The following is a 20,002-nucleotide window of genomic DNA, read 5'->3' on the forward strand; positions in this document are numbered from 1 at the left end:
CTTACGGGTTCTGGTCTATGTTACCGCGTTGCTACCCGCGGACCTGGCCTTCGCCCTGGACGATCCACTTCGTGGTGGTGAGCTCGGTCAGCCCCATCGGACCGCGCGCGTGCAGCTTCTGGGTGGAAATGCCCACCTCGGCACCAAGGCCCAGCTCCCCGCCGTCGGTAAAGCGGGTGGAAGCGTTGACGATTACCGCCGCCGAATCCACCTCAGCAATGAATCGTTCCGCGTTAGCAAGGTGGTTGGTGAGGATCGCCTCGGTGTGTCCCGTGGACCAGGTCCGGATGTGCTGGACGGCTTCATCCAGGGTATCCACCATGGCCACTGCCAGGTCCAGGTCCATGTACTCGGTGGCCCAGTCCGCGTCCGTCGCTGCTTCGGTCTCGACGCCGGGCAGCGCCGCCTTGATGCGGTGGTCCACGTGGAGGCGGACGCCGGCGTTGCGGAGGGCGGTGGCGACGGCGGGCAGCACCGTTGAACCGGAGTGGACCAGCAGCGTCTCCACGGTGTTGCAGACGCTGGGCCGCTGGGTCTTGGCGTTGAGCAGGATCTCCACGGCCATGTTCTCGTCGGCGGACTCGTCGATGAAGATGTGGACGTTGCCCTCCCCTGTCTCGATGACGGGCACGGCTGAATTGGTAACCACGGTCTGGATCAGGTCCCTGCCGCCGCGGGGAATGAGCACGTCCACCCGGCCGCGCGCCTTCATCAGGACATTGGCACCGGCGCGGCCGAACTGGTCCACGGTCTGCACGGCATCGGCGGGCAGGCCGACTGATTCGAGGGCTTCCCGCAGCACACGCACCAGGACCTGGTTGGTTGCTTCCGCTGCACTGCCGCCGCGCAGGATGACTGCGTTGCCACTTTTGAGGGCCAGCCCCGCGATGTCCACGGTGACGTTGGGACGTGCCTCGTATATGGCTGCCACCACGCCCATGGGCACGTTGACCTGGCGGAGGCGCAGCCCGTTGGGCAGGGTCTGGCCGCGGACCACGTTGCCTACGGGGTCCGGAAGGTTGGCGAGATTCTCAAGGGCCGACACCAGGCCGGCAACCCGGGCTTCGGTGAGGGTGAGCCGGTCCAGGAGGGCCGCGGAGGTGCCGTTGTCCTTGCCCCGCTGCACATCCATGGCGTTGGCGGCGAGGATGGCCTGGACGTTCTCCTGGAGCGCGGCTCCCACGGCGCGGAGGCCGCGGTCTTTCCAGGCGCGGTTGGCGGTGGACATCCGGCGGGCTGCGTGGCGGGAGCGGTCGGCAATGGCGTGGACGGCCGCTTCCACCTCCGCGGGGGAAAGAGCGTCCACGGCTGATGCCTGCCCTGCCGACGGACCCGGCTGCGCCTGCGCCGCAGTGGTTCCGGAATTTTCAGCAGTATGGATCAGGTCTTCAGTCATGCTCCAAGTTTAGGCGAGGCTGCAGCTCACAAGAGCACCAGGTCATCAACATGAACAACTTCGCGGTCATAGCCGCTGCCCAGTTCCTCGCCAAGTTCCCTGGTGGAGCGTCCCAGCATGTGGGGCAGTTCCTGGGATGAGTAGTTGACCAGTCCACGGGCAACAACGGTGCCGTCAGCAGCTGCCAGCTCCACGGCGTCGCCCGGCTCAAAGTCTCCGTGGATGGCGGAAATGCCCGCCGGCAGCAGGGAGGTGTGGTGGTGCAGCACGGCGCGCACGGCTCCGTCGTCCAGGACCAGGCGGCCCTGCACGGAGGCGACGTGGGCCAGCCACAGGAGGCGGACCGGTTTGCGGGAGCCGTTGACTGAGAACCAGGTGCCCACGTCCTCGCCGTTCAGGGCCGCGGCGGCGTTGGGTGTGGAGGTCACCAGGGCGTGGATGCCCGAGCCGGCGGCCATGCTGGCAGCTTCGACCTTGGTCATCATGCCGCCGGTGCCCACGCCGGCCTTGCCCGCCTTGCCGATGGAAACGCCCTCAAGGTCGTGCGCGCCGGTGACCAGGGGGATGCGCTTGGCACCCTGGGCGGGCGGACCGTCGTAGAGGGAGTCGACGTCGGACAGCAGCACGAGTGCGTCGGCGCGCACCAGGTGGGCCACCAGGGCGGCAAGCCTGTCGTTGTCGCCGAAGCGGATTTCGTGGGTGGCAACGGTGTCGTTTTCGTTGACCACGGGGACGACCCCGAGGTTCAGCAGCCGGTCCATGGCGCGCAGGGCATTGGTGTGCTGGCTGCGGCGCATCAGGTCCTCGGCGGTGAGCAGGACCTGGCTGACAGTGACGCCGTGGGCGCCGAAGGCCTGGGTGTAGCGGGCCATCAGCAGTCCCTGGCCCACGCTGGCTGCGGCCTGCTGGGTGGCGAGGTCGCGGGGCCGTTTTGCCAGTCCCAGCGGAGCCAGACCGGCGGCGATGGCGCCGGAGGACACCAGGATGATCTCGGCTCCGGCGTTGCGCTTGGCCGCCAGCGCGTCGGCCAAGGCGGTGAGCGACTCTTCCGAGATGCCGCCCTTAATGCTGGTCAGCGAGGATGAGCCCACCTTGACCACGATGCGCCGGGCACCTGCCAGCGCACTACGGTCCGCGGCGTGGCCGGCGGGTTCCGCGGTCAAGCTCCTAGAGGTCATCGTCGGCGTCCAGTCCGCTTTCCTTGAGGGGCTGGGCGGCGCGGCGGGCACTGACGGATTCGGTCCAGATCCCGGCTTTACGCTCCGCCTCAAGCTCGGCGCGGGCGGCAGCCTTGGCCTCCCGGCGTTCCAGCTGCTCCTCGCGCTTCTGGCTGCGGGTGGGGCGGTCGCCGATATCGGCGAACCGGGGATCGGTGCCGCGCGGCGAGGCTAGGAGTTCGGCCCCGGCCATCATGGTGGGCTCCCAGTCGAAGACGACGCCGTCGTCCCCGCCGATGACCACGGTGTCCCCCGGCTTGGCGCCCTGCTTGAACAGCTCGGTCTCCACGCCGAGCTTCGCCAGGCGGTCCGCGAGGTAGCCGATGGCTTCCTCGTTGGTGAAGTCGGTCTGCTTGACCCAGCGCTCAGGCTTTTCGCCCAGCACGCGGAACAGCGGCTCCAGGTTCTTCTCTTCGCGGCGGATCTTGAACCCTGCTTCATTGACAGCGCGCGGGCGCAGCACGGTCGGCTGGACCTTGGGCGGGGCGGCAGCTACGGCCTCCCGCGCAGCCTGGACAATCTCGGCCATGGCGAACCCGAGCTGGCGCAGTCCCTCGTGGCTGGTGGCGGAGACTTCGAAGACGCGGTAACCGCGCGATTCGAGTTCCGGGCGCACAAACTCCGCCATGTCCTTGCCGTCCGGCAGGTCCACCTTGTTCAGGGCAACCAGGCGGGGACGGTGGTTCAGGGGGACGACTTCGCCATCCTGGCCGGCATAGCTCATGTCGACGGCGTACTTCTCCAGCTCTCCCTCGATGATGGCGAGGTCGGAGAGCGGGTCCCGGTCCGATTCCAGGGTGCCGCAGTCCAGCACGTGCACCAGGGCAGCGCAGCGCTCAACGTGGCGCAGGAAGTTGTGGCCCAGGCCGCGTCCCTCGCTGGCGCCTTCGATGAGGCCGGGAACATCGGCGATGGTGAACCGGACGTCGCCGGCCTGCACCACGCCGAGGTTGGGAACCAGGGTGGTGAACGGGTAATCGGCAATCTTGGGGCGAGCGGCGGACATCGCTGCGATGAGGCTGGACTTGCCCGCGGACGGGAAGCCCACCAGTGCGATATCCGCGATGGATTTCAGTTCCAGCACGACGTCGCGGGAGTCGCCCTCGAGGCCCAGCAGTGCGAAGCCAGGGGCGCGGCGCTTTTGGGATGAGAGGGCGGCGTTGCCGAGCCCGCCCAGGCCTCCGGCGGCCGCCACGTATTCGGCGCCTTCACCGACGAGGTCGGCGAGCAGGGTGCCGTCCTTGGTCTTGACCACGGTGCCGTCCGGCACGGGCAGCACCAGGGTCTCGCCGTTCTTGCCGCCGCGCCAGTCACCCATGCCGGGGCCACCGTTGCTGGCGTGCCGGTGGGGTGCGTGGTGGTAGTCGAGGAGTGTGGTGGTCTGGTGATCGACGCGAAGGATCACGTCACCGCCGTTGCCGCCATTGCCGCCGTCGGGCCCGCCGAGCGGCTTGAACTTCTCGCGGTGGACGGAGACGCATCCGTGGCCGCCCGATCCGCCGGATACGTGCAGGACTACCCGGTCTACAAAGCTGGCCACGTGGATCTCCTCAAATGCTGTTTACCTGGCGTCCGGAACGCCACATCGATTGTAATGCGGTTAAAAGAACAGTGGAGCGGACCCACAGGCCCGCTCCACCGCTTCAGAACTGGTTGTTACTCTGCAGCTGCAGCAGCAACGATGTTGACCACGCGACGACCGCGGCGGGTGCCGAATTCAACGGCGCCCGGGGTCAGTGCGAACAGGGTGTCGTCGCCGCCACGGCCAACGCCGGCGCCCGGGTGGAAGTGGGTGCCACGCTGGCGGACGATGATCTCGCCTGCGGAAACTACCTGGCCGCCGAAGCGCTTGACGCCGAGGTACTGAGCGTTGGAATCGCGGCCGTTGCGAGTGGAGCTCGCGCCCTTTTTATGTGCCATCTGAAATGCCTGCCTTTAAAATTCTGGGGAATCTGTTGGAAAACCTGAACAGTAACCGGTGGTTACTTGATGCCGGTGATCTTGACCTTGGTCAGTTCCTGGCGGTGACCCTGGCGCTTCTTGTAGCCGGTCTTGTTCTTGTACTTCTGGATGACAATCTTAGGACCACGCAGGTCCTGGAGGATTTCAGCCGTAACAGTTACCTTGGCCAGGTCAGCGGCGGCGGAGGTGACCTTGTCACCGTCAACCAGGAGCAGTGCGGGCAGCTCGATGGTGCTGCCGGCTCCACCGGCGACGCGGTTCAGGGTAACGAAGTCTCCAACGGAAACCTTCTCTTGGCGGCCGCCTGCGCGGACAATCGCGTACACCACTTGGGAACTCACTTCTCTCGACGTTTATTACAAAATTTGCGTGCGGCACCCGGCTCAGAAATTGGCTGGGTTCCCGCTGTGCCTCAACGCCGTGGATTTCCCGGGGAAATCCGTGAGCCGTCCCGGTGGAGAAGTCCGCTTGTTATGCACAGCGAATTGCTCCAGGGTCATAACCCAAGTGTTGGCGTAAGCACCGAAGATCCAGAATACGCTAAATCCGTCCACGGCCGCAAATGAGGCTGGTTCCGGCGGCCCGGCTGTGGTAGTAACCACAAACCCGGTGGGCAGCACCGCAACCATGCGGATCAATCATAGCGGCGCTGCTGCCCTCAGCAGTCAGGCATGCAGCCTCGGCGCGTCGAAAAATTCCACTTCCAGTCGGCAGGACTGCTTGAACGCGGTGACCATCGCTGCCCTTTCATGGTCGGAGGCCTTCCGCCCCGCCTCATCCACGATGGCAACAGCCCGGCGGGTGGCTTCGGCGAAGGCCTCGTCGGCATAGGTGCGGAGCCAGGCAGCGTAGGCATGCGCGTCCGGCTCACCGGAGGCAACGAACTGGGCGTGCAGCTTCTCCCCTACCTCGGCATAGAGCCAGAAGCAGGGCAGGACGGCGGCAGCCAGGACAGCATACGAGCCCGACGCCGAAGCTGCGGTGAGGTGGTCGACGTAGGCCTTTGTGACGGGGCCGAGGCCGCCCTGGGCTGGCCGGGTGCTGAGCCAGGAGCGGTGGAGTTCCGTTTCCACCTCGAGGCAATGTTGGGCCGATCCTGCCCAGAACAGCTGTTCGGCCTCCGAGGGGGCCAGGGCGCTGGTGCGGGCCAGCACGCGGGAGTACCCGTTGAGGTAAAGGGCGTCCTGGGCCAGGTAGTAGGCAAAGTCCTTCTCGGCCAGGTCTCCGGTGGCCAGGCCGCGGATGAAGTCCAGCGCATAGATATCGTCGAGGTCCTGTTGGGCTTCCGCCCACAGCCGGGCCGCGAAGCCGCCTTCCTGCAGTGCCGGCCGCAGGTGGTGGAAGTGGTGCACGGGTCCATTCCCCTGGCCCACCTCCAGCAGACCCGAGTTCTCGAGGGCACCCGCCAGCCAGGGCTTAACCGTCCGCAGTGACGCTTCCCAGTCGCCCAGGCGGGCCTGCACCGTTGCCATGGCAGAGGAAAGGGAGCAGCCTGTGCCGTGACTGTTGCGGGTGGAGATCCGGTTGCCCGGGACTTCCACTACGTCCTGTCCCAGCAGGCCCGCGGTGTTGACCAGCGCGTCCGGGCAGTCCGAACCTGCCAGGTGTCCGCCCTTGACCAGCACGGTTGCCCCGGTAGCGTCGGCCAGGCCCCGGCCCTGGGCCAGTGCCTCGTCCCAGTTCCCGGCGGGGGCCGCGCCCACCAGCATGGCAAGCTCGGGCAGGTTTGGGGTGATGAGGTGGGCAAGGGGCAGCAGTTCCCGCAGTGCGGCTTCTGCCGACTCCTGCAGCAGCCGGTCACCGCTGGTGGCAACCATCACCGGATCAAGAACCACGACGGCGGGACGCACCTTTTCGAGCCACCCGCGCACAGTGCGGATCACTTCCCCGTCACCCAGCATGCCTATCTTGACGGCGTCGATGCTGATGTCGTCACTGACGGCATCCAATTGCTGGGCCAGGAAGGCGGCCGGAGGCACGTGCACGGCCTGTACGCCCCTAGTGTTTTGGGCCGTGAGGGCGGTGATGGCGGCCATGCCGTAACCGCCGTGCGCGGCGATGCTTTTGAGGTCTGCCTGGATACCCGCTCCGCCCGACGGGTCCGAGCCCGCGATGGAGAGCACGCGGGGAACGTCACGGCCCGCAGGTAACGCGGCGAATGCACCGGAGGCAACTGGCAGGGGCATGGAAAGGGTGGAAGACAAGAGACATCCCTTCGCCGGTACTAGCCGGACAGGTTCAACGGGTCTGGATCTCAGCCGGCCTTCTGCGCGGCACCCCGTGTCGGTTCCCAGCCTAACCGCTGGGGCCTGACCGCAGGAAAGGTGACTGCAGGCGCGGGGAGGGTGGCCGCACGCAGGAGTCCCCGCCCTATGGACAGTTCCCCCTGTAATTTACGGGGGAACTGTCCACAAAGCGGGGACTCCTGAATGTTTCTTTGCTACAGCTCCGAGGCCGGGACGCCGACGCCGAGGATGATGGGTTCCTCTGCCGCCTTGCCCGGTTCCGCCGTGGCCTGTGCCTTATCCGTTTCCGGGGCCTTGGCTGCGTGCGAATGGCCTCCGGCAGTCGCCTGGACGTTTTCGTGGTGCTGGACAGCGGTCTCGTTGGCGGCACCCTGGGCACGGCTGGCACCCCGGTGGCGCCGCGGCCTCCGCTGACGCGACTGTTCCAGCGTGTGGTCCGAATAGTCCTTTTCGACGGGAGCATCCATTGCGGGGCGGGCTTCCGCTCCCCCGGTTTCGGCTTGCCGTTCCGGCGCGGGCTGTTCCGTTGCCGGCTGTTCAGGTGCCTGCGGCGTCTCGGCAGCCTTAGCTGGAGCGTCCTCCATGGACGACGCCGGCTGGCCGAGGTGGGCGAACGCTTCAGCGAGCCGGTCCAGGGTGAGGGCGGGCTTGGGCTGCTGCTCCTCCGCATGCTCCACGAACGGAAGCGGGACTTCCTCGCCGCCGAACGTCAGGACAGCTGCGGGACGCGTGGGGGCATCGGCGTCGTGCTTCTCCTCTGCCGGAGCGGCCGCCGCAGGCGGGGCTGCCGGCACCTGGCGGGTTGCGGCCACTTCGTCGTCGTGCAAGTGCGCGGCGTGGGCAGCAGCGGCGATGTTTGCCAGGGCAAGCCGGGTGGCTTCTGCCTTGGCGTGCCGCTCAGCGTCCGTGGGCTCCGGGTGGACAGTGTGGACCTGGACGGCAGGCACCGGTGCGGCTTCGGGCTGCTGGCCGCCGCGTCCGCGCCGCCGCTTGCGTTCCGAACGTGCGCCGGGCTGGTTGTTGTCAGTCCGCTGGCCTTCGGTGCGGTGGGCTTCGGTGCGGTGGGCTTCCGGCCGGGCTTCGGGCCGGTTGTCGCTGCGCTGGACGTGGTGGTGCTCGGCGGCAACGACGTTGGCGCGGCGGTGCTCCACGGGATCGTCGTGGGTCACCACGCCGCGGCCGGCGCAGGCCTCGCACTGTTCGCCGAAGACCTCCAGCAGCCCGGTGCCCATGCGCTTGCGGGTCATCTGGACCAGGCCGAGGGAGGTCACTTCGGCAACCTGGTGCTTGGTGCGGTCGCGGCCCAGGCATTCCACCAGGCGGCGCAGCACCAGGTCGCGGTTGGATTCGAGCACCATGTCGATGAAGTCGATCACGATGATGCCGCCGATATCGCGCAGCCGCAGCTGGCGCACCACTTCCTCGGCAGCTTCAAGGTTGTTCTTGGTGACGGTTTCCTCGAGGTTGCCGCCGCTGCCGGTGAACTTGCCGGTGTTGACGTCCACTACTGTCATGGCCTCGGTGCGGTCGATCACCAGGGAGCCGCCGGAGGGCAGGAAGACCTTCCGTTCGAGGGCCTTGTGGATCTGCTCATCGATGCGCCAGGCGGAGAAGATGTCCTGGTCCTTGGTCCACTTTTCGAGGCGGCCCACCAGGTCCGGGGCCACGTAGGTCACGTAGGCCTCGATGGTGTCCCATGCTTCCTCGCCGGAGACGATGAGCTTGGAGAAGTCCTCGTTGAAGACGTCGCGGACCACCTTGATGGTCAGGTCCGGCTCGCCGTAGAGCAGTTCGGGGGCCAGGATCTTGGTGGAGGCAGACTGGCTTTCAATGCCTTCCCACTGGGCCCGCAGCCGGTTGATATCGTGCGTGAGCTCTTCCTCGGAAGCGCCCTCGGCGGCCGTGCGGACAATGACGCCGGCGTGCTCGGGCAGGCGGTCCTTGAGGATGCGCTTGAGGCGGTTCCGTTCGACGTCGGGCAGCTTGCGCGAGATGCCGGTCATGGATCCGCCGGGTACGTACACCAGGTAGCGTCCGGGCAGCGAGATCTGGCTGGTGAGGCGGGCGCCCTTATGGCCCACGGGGTCCTTGGTGACCTGGACCAGGACGGTATCGCCGGACTTCAGCGCGTTCTCGATGCGGCGCTGCTTGCCCTCGAGGTTCACGGCTTCCCAGTTGACCTCGCCGGCGTACAGGACCGCGTTGCGGCCGCGCCCAATGTCAACGAACGCCGCTTCCATGGACGGCAGCACGTTCTGGACCTTGCCCAGGTACACGTTGCCGATCAGCGAATCCTGCTGCGTCTTGGACACGAAGTGCTCGGCCAGCACGCCGTCTTCGAGGACGGCGATCTGGATCCTGTCGTCGCGCTGGCGCACGATCATCTGCCGGTCCACCGACTCGCGGCGCGCCAGGAACTCAGCCTCGGTGATGACCGTGCGGCGGCGGCCCGTGTCACGGGACTCGCGACGGCGCTGTTTCTTGGCTTCCAGGCGGGTGGAACCCTTGACACTGGTGACGCGGTTGCTGGCCGGAGCCTCGCTCACAGTCCGCGGGGCACGGACGCGCGTCACCGTGTTGGGGGGATCATCGTCCCCGCCGCCCGTCAGCTCAAGGTCCTGGTCCCCGCGGCGGCGGCGACGGCGACGGCGGGACGTCACGCCGTCCTCCACCGTCCCTGCGGTGTCCTCGTCGGCTTCGTCCTCGGCGTCGGCTTCAGCGCTGCCGTCCTCGTTGTCCTCTTCAGCCCTGTCCCCGACCCGGCTGCGGCCCCTGCGGCCCCGGCTGCGGCGCCGGCGGCGGCTGGAGGAATCATCCGTATCTTCGGTTTCTTCCTCACCAGGCTCCTCGGCAGCGGGGGCTGCGGGACGGACCACGGTGCTGAGGTCCGGCGCCTGGAAGAGCACCGAGGTGGGGGAAGCGGGTTCCAGGAACAGGGAAGCGAAGGCGCTGGCGGCGGCAGGCTCTTCGGTCTTTGCCGCAGCGGGGGCCGCCTGCTGCGGTTCTTCGGCTTTTTCCCCGGCCTGCGCGGCGGCGGGCTCCTGCTCCGGCTGCTCTGCCTGCTCCACGGCAGGTTCCTGTGCGGATGCGGCTTCCTGGACCGGCTCCTGCGCGGCGGCAACCGGTGCTGCTGATCCCTCAACCACGGCATCAGTGGCGGCGGGTGCCGGCTCTGCGCTGGCGGGGGAAGCGACCTTGCGGGTGGCTACCCGACGGCGGCGGACCGGCTTGCTTTCGACGTCGGCCGCGGGTTCTGCAGCAGCTGCGACGGCGGGGTTGCCAGCGGCGGCAGCATCAGCAGCGGGGCCGGCAACGGCAGCTGGCGGCGCCGCGGCGGAGGTGTCAACGCCGGCATCTTCAACGGCGGCACCGGCGTGCGTGAGGCTGGTTTCCTCCGCGAAGGTGGGCAGCGGCTCCGCAGCCTCCACTTTCTTCCGGGCACGGGTGCGGCGGGCCGGAGCCTTGGGTGCCTGTTCCGCGTCGTCAGCCGGTGTTGTGTCAGCTGGGCTGGCAACCGCTGCATCCGGAGCCGTGGCCACGGCCTCCGTCACTTCATCCGTAGCCTTGGGGGCAACTTTGCGCCGGGCGCGTGGAGCCCTCCTGGGTGCAGCAGCCTCCGCCGCTGCTTCTTCGTTAACGGCCAGTTCCTGATCATTGTCCATATGTGGCAACACTCCTGCCCCTGACGTACCGCCACATCCGGCACCCATTGGGGCACATATTGTCAAAACCCGCAGGCGTTGACAGAAGTCAAGTGGATACTCCCAGGTTCGCACCGTCGTTGGGGTGCGGCAGCCCGTAGGAGCCGGTGGATGCTCTGAAAACCCGTTGTTCTGCGTGCCACAACCAGGTGCCGCCCAATGGAGTTGCGGGTGTGCCGGAAGAATCCGAAGCCTGCCCTGCTCATCATTGGCGGTCTTGGGAACAAACCACCGGACCGGAGTCCGAATGTGGATCGGCTTCCAGCCACGTTCATTCTCTCATACCCGGACTGGATCGCCGCGGAGGCCGGGGCTGCTGTTCCGGTTTCTGTGTAGTGGCTTCAGCCGCCGGCGTTACAATCAGGCAGAGGAGCACCGGACGAAAAGGACGCAAAACCCATGCCCAGCATCTCCCCCGTCAGCGCCCGTGAAGAGCATCGCGCCGCCGATTCCCACACCACTGCGGCTGCCCCCGTTCCGCGGATGGCCCGGAACCGGCCCTTCGGCTGGCTGCTGGTCATCACGGGCATCGTGGGCTGGCTGGCGTCCGGAACCCTGGTCTTGGAGAAGCTCGAAGTGCTCAAGGACCCCAGCCATACCACGGTATGCGATGTGAATCCCTGGATCTCGTGCGGCCAGGTGATGCAGACCTGGCAGAGTTCCGTGTTCGGCTTCCCCAACATGTTCATCGGCATCGTGGCCTTCGCCATCACCACCACCGTGGGCATGGCCCTGCTTTCGGGAGCCACCTTCGCCCGCTGGTACTGGATTGGGCTGCAGACCGGCGTCACGCTTGGTTTTGCGTTCGTTGTCTGGTTGTGGTCTCAGGCCCTTTACTCAATCCACATCCTGTGCCCCTTCTGCATGATCGTCTGGGCGGCCATGATCCCGCTCTTCGTGTGGACCACCATCAGGAACATCAGCGCCGGCGTCATCCCCATGCCTGCAGGCGCAGCCCGCGTCCTGGGTGATTCCGGCTGGATCATCACCGCGCTGCTGTACGTAGCCGTGATCGCCACCATCTTCTTCGCGTTCATCCAGGTCTTCGTGGGGACCTCGGGCTTCTAAACCCCTTCCGTTCCCCCGCCGGATGACAGATAAGGCCAATGTTCATGATGAACATTGGCCTTATCTGTCAGTTCGCGGTGTCTGAGTCCGCGGGGTGTCCGGTTAGTTGAACCAGATCTTGATCTCCCGCTCGGCGGAATCGGTGGAGTCGGAGCCGTGCACCAGGTTCTGCTGCACCTTCAGGCCCCAGTCCCGGCCGAAGTCGCCGCGGATGGTGCCCGGTGCCGCCGTCGTGGGGTCGGTGGTGCCGGCCAGCGAGCGGAAGCCTTCGATGACGCGGTGGCCTTCGAAGATGGCCGCCACCACGGGTCCGCTGAGCATGAATTCCACCAGCGGCTCGTAGAAGGGCTTGCCCACGTGCTCCTCGTAGTGCTGCTCCAGGAGTTCACGGGTGGCGTCAACCTTTTTCAGCTCAACCAGGCTGTAGCCCTTGGCTTCGATGCGGGCCAGGATGGCGCCGGTCAGGTTACGGGCGACGCCGTCGGGCTTGATCAGGACGAGGGTGCGCTCTGTAGTCACAACTGCTCCAATGCGTTGGTGGGGTTTCGGGACAAGTCTACGGGGACGGGCTTACGAGGACGGGCCTAAGGGGATTGCGGTTGGGCCGGGCCGGAGGCCTGGTCCGGGTGGGCAGCTTCCCACTCCGCCTGCTCGCGTGCGCGCTGCGCGGCTTCGCGGTCCAGCCGGATGCCGGTGCGGATCCCGTACCACCAGGCAACCGCAAAAAGGGCGCCCACCAGGAACATGGCCGGCTCGAAAATGCCGGTAAGGACCAGGACGAGCTGCAGGATCCACCCCAAACCGATGCCCCAGGGCTTGTTCAGGACTGCGCAGGCGGCGACCATCACCACGCTGAGGGCAATGCCCACCCCCAGGATCAACGCCGGTGGAAACTCTCCCCGGCGCAGTCCGAACACCACCAGGGTGGCGAAAAACATGACGAAGGCTTCCAGGAGCAACACCGTGGAGGCAAACATGACCTTGGTGGAGCGGCGCTTCTTCGGCATGCCCGGACGCCATTCGCGCTGGGCTTTAGTCAGTCTGGCCATGGTCACGCCTCCGTTTTTCCGAGCAGGATCCGTGCTTCGGCCACCAGCGTGATGGACCCGGTGACCAGCACGCCGCCGGAGAGGTCCTCGTTGGCTTCGGCGCGTTCCACTGCCCACTCCAGTGCGTCGTCCAGCTTCTCGGCGACGTGCACGTTGTCCTCGCCGAAGCCCAGGTCGATCGCGAGCTCCGCCAGTTCGGCGGCGGGGACGGCACGAGGCGAGTTGGACTGGGTGAAGCAGTATTCCTCCGCCACCTCACCCAGGGACTCCTTGAGCTCCCGCAGGATCTCTTCGGCATCCTTTTCCTTGAGCACGCCAACCACCGGCACCAGCCGGGTGAAGGTGAATGCTTCCTGGAGCGCTGCAGCAGAGGCCTTGATGCCGTCAGGGTTGTGGGCGGCGTCGACGATGATGGTGGGCGCCGTGCGCACCACCTCGAGCCGTCCGGGTGACGTTACAGCGGCGAAGCCTTCCTGCAGGACGTCGAAGGGCAGTTCCTTCTCGCCGCCGAAGAACGCCTCCAGCGCCGCGACTGCAACCGCAGCGTTCTGCGCCTGGTGCGCGCCGTGCAGCGGCACCAGCAGGTCCGGGTAGCGGCCGGCGATGCCCTGGATGGTGACCATCTGCCCGCCCACGGCCACTGTGCGTGACTCGACGCCGAATTCCACGCCCTCGAAGCGGAACGGTACGCCCACCTCCTTGGCCTTTTCCAGCAGCACCTGCGCTGCGTCCAAGGGCTGGGCCGCGCTGATCAGGTAGCCGCCGGGCTTGATGATGCCGGCCTTTTCGTAGGCGATGTCGGCCGTCGTATCCCCCAGCAGGTCCGTATGGTCCAGCGAGATCGGGGTGACCACCGATACCTGGCCGTCGCCCACGTTGGTGGCGTCCGTGATGCCGCCCAGGCCCACTTCAATGATGGCAACGTTGACGGGCTGGTCGGCGAAGATGGCAAAGCCCAGGATGGTGAGGCACTCGAAGTAGGTCAGCCGGGGCTGGCCCTCGGCTTCGAGCTCGGAGTCCACGATCTGCAGGTAGGGCCGGATCTCGTCCCAAATCCGGACGAACGTTTCGTCTGATACCGGGTGGCCGTCGATGCTGATCCGCTCGGTGACCTTGGACAGGTGCGGGCTGGTGTAGCGGCCCGTGCTCAGGCCTTGCGCCCGGAGCACGGACTCGATCATCCGGGACGTGGAGGTCTTGCCGTTGGTGCCGGTCACGTGGATGATCGGATACGCCTTGTTCGGCTCCCCGAGTACGTCCATGGCGCGGTACAGCGGCGCAAGCCGGGGCTCCATCTTGTTCTCGGGCGCCCGGCCCAGCAGCTCGGCGTAGACACTTTCCACGGAAAATTCGTCGGTCATGTCCTAGCCCTCCACTTTTTCAACCACAACGGCGGGTTCGGACACCTCGGCCGGTTCAGCGGCCAGGTCGACCGTCAGCGTCTCGCCCTTGACCAGCTCGGCGTTGGCCAGCAGCGCATCCACCACGTTCTGCGCGGCAGTGACGGTGGTCCGGATCCGGTCGCTGACGTTGAGGCCGGCGTCCTTCCGGGCCTGCTGGATGGCGCGGACCATGTCGCGTGCCAGGCCTTCGGCTTCCAGTTCCGGGGTGACTTCCGTGTTCAGCACCACGAACCCGCCGCCGGGCAGCACCGCGACAGCTGCCGAACCGCCGTCGGACTCTGCCACCACCGTCTCCAGCGTGTACTCCTGGGGCTCCAGCTGCAGGCCGCCTGCGGTGACCACACCGCTGTCGTCCACGGACCAGTCGCCGGACTTGGATCCCTTGATGGCCACCTGGACGTTCTTGCCCAGGCGCGGGCCGGCCGCCCGGGCGTTCACCACCAGCTTCTGCTGGATGCCGAACTCCTCGGGAGAAGCCGTGGCGGCATCCAGCAAGCGGACGATTCGCAGGTTGAGTTCATCGGCGACGACGGCGGCAAAGCCTTCCAGCGTGTCTGCGCCGGGTGCCACCACGGTGAGTTCCTGCAGCGGAAGTCGGACGCGCAGGTTGGCTGCCTTGCGGAGCGAAGACCCGGTGGAGCAGATCTGCTGCACCCGGTCCATGGCTTCCACCAGGGACGGGTTCGCCGGGAAGAGGTCCGCATCCGGCCAGTCGGCAAGGTGGACAGACCGGCCGCCGGTCAGGCCGCGCCAGATCTCCTCCGACACCAGCGGCAGCAAGGACGCTGCAGCGCGGGTAACGGTCTCCAGCGCGGTGAACAGCGCATCGAAGGCATCCTGGTCCTCGTCGAAGAACCGCTGCCGGCTGCGGCGGACGTACCAGTTGGTGAGCATGTCCGAGTAGCTGCGCAGCGAGTCGCAGGCACCGGAGATGTCGTAGGTGTCCAACTGCGCGGTCATGGTGCGGACCAGGTCGCCGGTGTTGGCCAGGAGGTACTGGTCCAGGGTGTCCCGGTAGCCCTCGTAGCGCAGTTCGGCGTCATAGCCGGCGCCGCCATTCGCAGCGTTGGTATAGAGCGTGAAGAAGCTGTAGACGTTCCACAGCGGCAGGATGACCTGGCGGACGCCGTCGCGGATGCCCTGTTCGGTGACGATCAGGTTTCCGCCGCGGAGGATGGGGCTGGACATCAGGAACCAGCGCATGGCATCGGAGCCGTCGCGGTCCAGGACCTCGGACACGTCCGGGTAGTTGCGCAGGCTCTTGGACATCTTCTGGCCGTCGGAGCCCAACACGATGCCGTGGCTGATGACATTCCTGAAGGCGGGCCGGTCGAACAGCGCCGTGGACAGGATGTGCAACATGTAGAACCAGCCGCGGGTCTGGCCGATGTACTCCACAATGAAGTCCGCGGGGTTATGGGTGTTGAACCAGGCTTCGTTCTCGAACGGGTAGTGCACCTGGCCGTACGGCATGGAGCCGGAGTCGAACCAGACATCCAGCACGTCCTCCACGCGGCGCATCACGGACTGGCCCTCTTCGGGGGTCCGGGGGTCGTCCGGGTTGGGCCGGGTGAGCTCATCGATGAACGGCCGGTGCAGGTCCACCTGGCCGTCCTTGTTCAGCGGGAGCCGGCCGAAGTCCGCTTCGATCTCGGCCAGGGAGCCGTAGACGTCGGTGCGCGGGTACTCGGGGTCCGTTGACTGCCATACGGGGATGGGGCTGCCCCAGAAACGGTTGCGGCTGATGGACCAGTCGCGGGCGTTCTCCAGCCACTTGCCGAACTGGCCGTCCTTGACGTTGCCGGGGATCCAGTTGATCTCCTGGTTCAGTTCCGACATCCGGTCCTTGAACTTGGTGACCTCCACGTACCAGGAGGACACCGCGCGGTAGATCAGCGGGTTCCGGCAACGCCAGCAGTGCGGGTAGCTGTGCTCGTAGCTGGCCTGGCGGACCAGCCGGCCCTGGGCGCGGAGCACCTGGGTGATGGGCTTGTTGGCTTCGAAGACCTGGAGGCCCACGATGTCGTGCAGGTCGCCGTGCTTGAACAACGGCAGGAACTTGGCGCCTTCGTCCACGGACAGGACAACGGGGATGCCTGCCTCCTCGCACACCTTCTGGTCGTCTTCACCGTAGGCCGGTGCCTGGTGGACGATGCCCGTACCGTCGGTGGTGGTGACGTAGTCGGCCACCACGAAACGCCAGGCATTTTCCATGCCGTACTTTTCGTTGTCGGCGAAGTCATCCCAGAGCCGCTGGTACTCCAGGCCCTCCAGTTCAGCGCCGGTGTGGGTGGACACGACGGCGGCTTCCGCAGCTTCGAAGCTGTCGTAGCCCAGGTCCTTGGCGTAGCTGCCCAGCAGGTCGGCGGCGAGCAGGAAGCTTCCGGTGACAGGGGCGTCGGCAGAGGCTGCCTTGATGCCGTTGGGTCCGGCTGGCAGTACGGCGTACGTGATGGAAGGCCCGACGGCGAGCGCGGCGTTGGTGGGCAGCGTCCAGGGGGTGGTGGTCCAGGCGAGGGCCTGCACGCCGGCAAGCTCCCTGGACAGCTCCGTCTCCCCCGGAAGGATGGGGAACGTGACGGTGACGGTCTGGTCCTGGCGGTTCTTGTAAACGTCGTCGTCCATGCGCAGCTCGTGGTTGGACAGCGGGGTTTCGTCCTTCCAGCAGTACGGAAGGACGCGGTAGCCGTTGTATGTCAGGCCCTTGTCGTGCAGCTGCTTGAACGCCCAGAGGACCGATTCCATGTACTCGACGTTGAGCGTCTTGTAGTCGTTGTCGAAGTCCACCCAGCGGGCCTGGCGGGTAACGTAGCTGCGCCATTCGTCGGCATACTTCATCACCGAGGCGCGGCAGGCGTCATTGAACTTGTCGATGCCCATGGCTTCGATCTGGGTCTTGTCCGTCATCCCCAGCTGCTTCATCGCCTCAAGCTCGGCGGGCAGGCCGTGGGTGTCCCAGCCGAACCGGCGTTCCACGCGCTTGCCGCGCTGGGTCTGGTAGCGGCCCACCAGGTCCTTGGCGTACCCGGTCAGGAGGTGGCCATAGTGCGGCAGGCCGTTGGCGAAGGGCGGGCCGTCGTAGAACACAAACTCGTTGCTGCCCGGCTCACCGCCGGGAACATCGGCACTGCGCTGGTCGACGCTGGCCTGGAAGGTGCCGTCCTGGTCCCAGTACTTCAGGATGCGCTCTTCGACCTCCGGGAACTTCACGGAGGCGGAAACGCCGGCGCTGCCGTTGGAGGAAGTGCTGGAGGCTGAGGCTTTGGGGTAAAACGTCATGTTCGACATCCTGGGTTGAGCGTGGTGAACCCCCGGCAGGAGCCGAACGTTCCGTTCAGGATGCGAGGACGGCCGCCGTGCCGTCCCTAAGACGTCACGCCCACCGCGGTACCACCTCACTTACCGGCGCTGGGCGTTCCCTTAGGGAACACCCGCTGCTCCGGCCTCTCATTACTGCTGTGACGGGCTTACCCGTCCGGTTCTACTGACGCGGCGTGCCTTGGAGGTCGCGGCCGCGGGTTCTTCCGGAAGCTCACCGGTGATTGCCGGGTCATAGCCACTTCAGAGTCTACTATCGCGGCAGCTCCAGTGCCATTCAGCACGAGCCCCACCGGTCAGGTCCATGCCGCCCTTCCGAATGAGTGCCGCTCCAAACGACCAGTGTGCCCTCCCGGGGCTGACGCGGGCCCTCGCATTGCCTAGACTCGCCTCATGGCAGCTTCCGGCCACCCCCCATGGCGGCGGCGTGCAACCACGGCCTGCAGATGGCTGTTCATTCCGGTTGCCCTGCCGGTGGCGGCGGTGTCGGTCATTCGCGCCGTCCCGGCCGATTGGCCCCTGCCGGCGGTGCAGCTCGTTGCCTTCACGCCTTGGTTCGCGGTGCCGGCGTCAGCAGCCCTGCTTCTTGCCTTCCTGGGACGGAGGCGGTGGCAGCAGGCGGTGGCAGCGGCCTTGCTGGGTTGCCAGGCGTTCTGGCTTTTCCCACTGGACGTCCGGGAACCTGCTGCGGAGGCTGCCGGGGCCCGGGCGTCCCTGGTCGCCATGAGCATCAACGCGGAGTTGGGCGGCGCGGACGCCGCCGGAATCGTGGCCCTGGTCCGTGAAGAACGCGTGGAACTGCTGGCCATCGAAGAGTACACGCCACAACTGGCACGACGGCTCACGGCGGAAGGGCTGGACGGGCTGCTTCCACATCGGGTTGCCCATGCCAGGGATGGCGCCGGCGGCACTGCGATCTACGCCTCGCACAACCTCGAGGATGCCGGTGTGCTCCCTGGCACCCAGTTCACCATGTCGATGGCACGCCTGGACATGGGCGCCGGGAGCCTGCGGGTGGTGGCTGTCCATACCTTGGCCCCGGTGGGCAACGGCCTCCATCAGTGGCGCAGCGACCTGGCCACCGTGGGCAGGGCGGACAACGACTCCGGGCCCCTTTTGCTGGCCGGGGACTTCAACGCCACTTATGACCACCGGGAGTTCCGGGCGCTGCTGGCCGGGCAGGGCGGCGGCCGGAGTCTGGTGGACGTTGCCGGTTCGCTGGGAAGCAGGCTGGTGCCCACCTGGCCGATGCGCGGCTACAGCCTGCCTGGAATTACGCTCGACCACCTGGTGACCAGCCCCGACATCAGGGGCTCGGGATACTCCGTCCACCGGGTTGCCGACACCGACCACGCGGCGGTGGTGGCAACCCTGCACATCCAGGTTCCCTAGTTCGTTCCGGCGACAGGTCCTCCTGGTCCAGGGTGCCCTGGCCCGCTCAGCCCTTCCGGATGAGTTTGTAGTTGGCGGCCTGCGCCACCGGCCGGATGACGATCTGGTCCAGGTTGACGTGGTGCGGGACGGTGACGGCGTAGCGGACCACATCGGCCACATCCTCCGCCGTCAGCGGCTTCTCCACGCCCTGGTACACCTTGCCGGCGGCCTGCGGGTCCCCCAGGCGGTTCAGCGCGAACTCCTCGGTCTGCACCAGGCCCGGTGCTACCTCGATGACACGGAGGTTGTGCTCGGCTTCCTCCAGGCGCAGTGCTTTGGTCAGGGCGTGCTGGCCGAACTTTGCGGCGTTGTAGCCGCCGCCGCCCTCGTAAGCGTCCAGGCCCGCGGTGGAGGTCAAGTTCAGCACCGTTCCTTCGCCGGTGGCCCTCAGCATTGGCAGGAAGGCCCGGGTGAGTTTCATGGTGCCCAGGACGTTGACGCGGTACATCCACTCCCAGTCGGCCGTGCTGGCGTCGCCCACCTTATCGGCGCCGCGGGCGCCTCCGGCGATGTTGATCAGCGTGTCGATGCCGCCTGCCTCGGTGACCTGGGCGAGGAGCCGGGACACGTCGTCGTCCTCTGCAATGTCTGCGGGAATCGCGATGGCGCCGGTTTCGCTTTCCAGGGCCGCCAGGCGTTCAGCGCGGCGTGCCACGGCGAAGACCGTCCACCCGTCGGCGCGCAGCGCACGCACTGCCGCCTCCCCGATTCCGCTGCTCGCGCCGGTTACCAGTGCTGCCTTCTTCTGCAAGTCCTTCGTCATGGCACCACCCTAGCGGGATCAGCCGGCCGGACGTCCCAGTAGGTAATCAAGCAGGACCCGCGCATTGTTGGCCTCTGTATTGCGGGCGGCGTAGAGAAGGGTGACGCGGGAGTGCCTGGCAGCCAGTTCCACCAGGGTGTCCACCGCCGGATTGGAGTCCAGTTCCAGCCGGTAGCGTTCGGTGAATTCGGCGAACCGCTCGGGGCGGTGGTTGAACTCCTTGCGCAGCTCCGTAGACGGCGCCACGTCCTTGAGCCAAAGGTCGACGGCGGCACCCTCCTTGGGCATGCCCCGGGGCCAGAGCCGGTCCACCAGGACCCGGGAGCCGTCGTCGTCCGCCGGCGGCTCATAGATGCGCTTCACTCTGAAGGTGCCTTGAATATCGCCCATAGGGCGCATGCTACCCGCGCCCGCGCGCCGGCGGGTCCAACGGGTTGGGTGGGAT

The 20,002-nt window shown here is 66.7% G+C and carries 15 protein-coding genes and 1 riboswitch; of the genes, 2 read left to right on the forward strand and 13 right to left on the reverse strand.

Going from position 1 to position 20,002, the window contains the following annotated elements; translation table 11 throughout:
* Positions 1-31: 31 nt before the first annotated feature.
* The 7 genes from JCQ34_RS10740 to JCQ34_RS10770 all read right to left on the reverse strand — a co-directional run bounded on the left by JCQ34_RS10740 (position 32) and on the right by JCQ34_RS10770 (position 10,483).
* Positions 32-1,396 carry a glutamate-5-semialdehyde dehydrogenase gene (locus JCQ34_RS10740; RefSeq protein WP_286397493.1) on the reverse strand — a complete coding sequence of 455 codons (1,365 nt, stop codon included), beginning with the start codon at positions 1,394-1,396 and terminating at the stop codon, positions 32-34.
* A 26-nt stretch (positions 1,397-1,422) separates the two neighbouring features.
* Positions 1,423-2,574 (reverse strand): glutamate 5-kinase, encoded by a 1,152-nt coding sequence (gene proB, locus JCQ34_RS10745; protein ID WP_286397495.1) that lies wholly within the window; start codon positions 2,572-2,574, stop codon positions 1,423-1,425.
* Positions 2,564-4,153 carry a GTPase ObgE gene (gene obgE, locus JCQ34_RS10750; protein WP_286397497.1) on the reverse strand — a complete coding sequence of 530 codons (1,590 nt, stop codon included), beginning with the start codon at positions 4,151-4,153 and terminating at the stop codon, positions 2,564-2,566. Before obgE ends, proB begins: the two co-directional genes overlap by 11 nt.
* A 116-nt stretch (positions 4,154-4,269) precedes the next feature.
* On the reverse strand, positions 4,270-4,533 hold the full coding sequence (gene rpmA / locus JCQ34_RS10755) for a 50S ribosomal protein L27 (protein WP_009372867.1): 264 nt from the start codon (positions 4,531-4,533) through the stop codon (positions 4,270-4,272).
* A 62-nt stretch (positions 4,534-4,595) separates the two neighbouring features.
* A complete protein-coding gene (rplU, locus tag JCQ34_RS10760; RefSeq protein ID WP_141946370.1) occupies positions 4,596-4,904 on the reverse strand; it encodes a 50S ribosomal protein L21 in 309 nt (102 codons plus the stop codon).
* Positions 4,905-5,240: 336 nt separating this feature from the next.
* The gene (gene thiD / locus JCQ34_RS10765; RefSeq protein ID WP_286404437.1) at positions 5,241-6,761 is read right to left on the reverse strand and encodes a bifunctional hydroxymethylpyrimidine kinase/phosphomethylpyrimidine kinase; all 1,521 of its coding nucleotides are present in this window, start codon (positions 6,759-6,761) and stop codon (positions 5,241-5,243) included.
* Between the two features lie 7 nt (positions 6,762-6,768).
* Positions 6,769-6,866, reverse strand: a riboswitch (TPP riboswitch).
* A 149-nt stretch (positions 6,867-7,015) separates the two neighbouring features.
* Entirely contained in the window at positions 7,016-10,483 is a 3,468-nt protein-coding gene (locus tag JCQ34_RS10770; protein ID WP_286397498.1) for an Rne/Rng family ribonuclease, read from the reverse strand.
* A gap of 438 nt (positions 10,484-10,921) precedes the next feature.
* Here JCQ34_RS10770 and JCQ34_RS10775 point away from each other — a divergent pair, with 438 nt between their 5' ends.
* Positions 10,922-11,590 (forward strand): vitamin K epoxide reductase family protein, encoded by a 669-nt coding sequence (locus JCQ34_RS10775; protein ID WP_286397500.1) that lies wholly within the window; start codon positions 10,922-10,924, stop codon positions 11,588-11,590.
* 102 nt (positions 11,591-11,692) lie between these two features.
* On the opposite strand, the gene ndk is transcribed toward JCQ34_RS10775, so the two are convergent.
* The 4 genes from ndk to ileS form a co-directional block, all read right to left on the reverse strand.
* Complete coding sequence (gene ndk / locus JCQ34_RS10780) at positions 11,693-12,109, reverse strand: nucleoside-diphosphate kinase (protein ID WP_142133628.1); 417 nt, start codon at positions 12,107-12,109, stop codon at positions 11,693-11,695.
* A 65-nt stretch (positions 12,110-12,174) separates the two neighbouring features.
* Positions 12,175-12,639, reverse strand: a complete 465-nt coding sequence (locus JCQ34_RS10785; protein WP_286397501.1) for a DUF4233 domain-containing protein — start codon at positions 12,637-12,639, stop codon at positions 12,175-12,177.
* A 2-nt stretch (positions 12,640-12,641) separates the two neighbouring features.
* Entirely contained in the window at positions 12,642-14,000 is a 1,359-nt protein-coding gene (locus JCQ34_RS10790; protein ID WP_286397503.1) for a bifunctional folylpolyglutamate synthase/dihydrofolate synthase, read from the reverse strand.
* 3 nt (positions 14,001-14,003) lie between these two features.
* Complete coding sequence (gene ileS / locus JCQ34_RS10795) at positions 14,004-17,321, reverse strand: isoleucine--tRNA ligase (protein ID WP_286397505.1); 3,318 nt, start codon at positions 17,319-17,321, stop codon at positions 14,004-14,006.
* Between the two features lie 432 nt (positions 17,322-17,753).
* Between ileS and JCQ34_RS10800 the strand changes: the two genes are divergently transcribed.
* The gene (locus tag JCQ34_RS10800; RefSeq protein WP_286397507.1) at positions 17,754-18,752 is read left to right on the forward strand and encodes an endonuclease/exonuclease/phosphatase family protein; all 999 of its coding nucleotides are present in this window, start codon (positions 17,754-17,756) and stop codon (positions 18,750-18,752) included.
* 46 nt (positions 18,753-18,798) lie between these two features.
* On the opposite strand, the gene JCQ34_RS10805 is transcribed toward JCQ34_RS10800, so the two are convergent.
* Together JCQ34_RS10805 and JCQ34_RS10810 are read right to left on the reverse strand one after the other, a co-directional pair.
* Positions 18,799-19,557: an SDR family oxidoreductase gene (locus tag JCQ34_RS10805; RefSeq protein WP_286397508.1), complete on the reverse strand. Its 759-nt coding sequence runs from the start codon at positions 19,555-19,557 to the stop codon at positions 18,799-18,801.
* 18 nt (positions 19,558-19,575) lie between these two features.
* Positions 19,576-19,947: a DUF488 domain-containing protein gene (locus JCQ34_RS10810; RefSeq protein ID WP_286397509.1), complete on the reverse strand. Its 372-nt coding sequence runs from the start codon at positions 19,945-19,947 to the stop codon at positions 19,576-19,578.
* Positions 19,948-20,002 lie beyond the last annotated feature (55 nt).

It is taken from the genome of Pseudarthrobacter defluvii (assembly GCF_030323865.1).
Classification (GTDB): domain Bacteria; phylum Actinomycetota; class Actinomycetes; order Actinomycetales; family Micrococcaceae; genus Arthrobacter; species Arthrobacter sedimenti.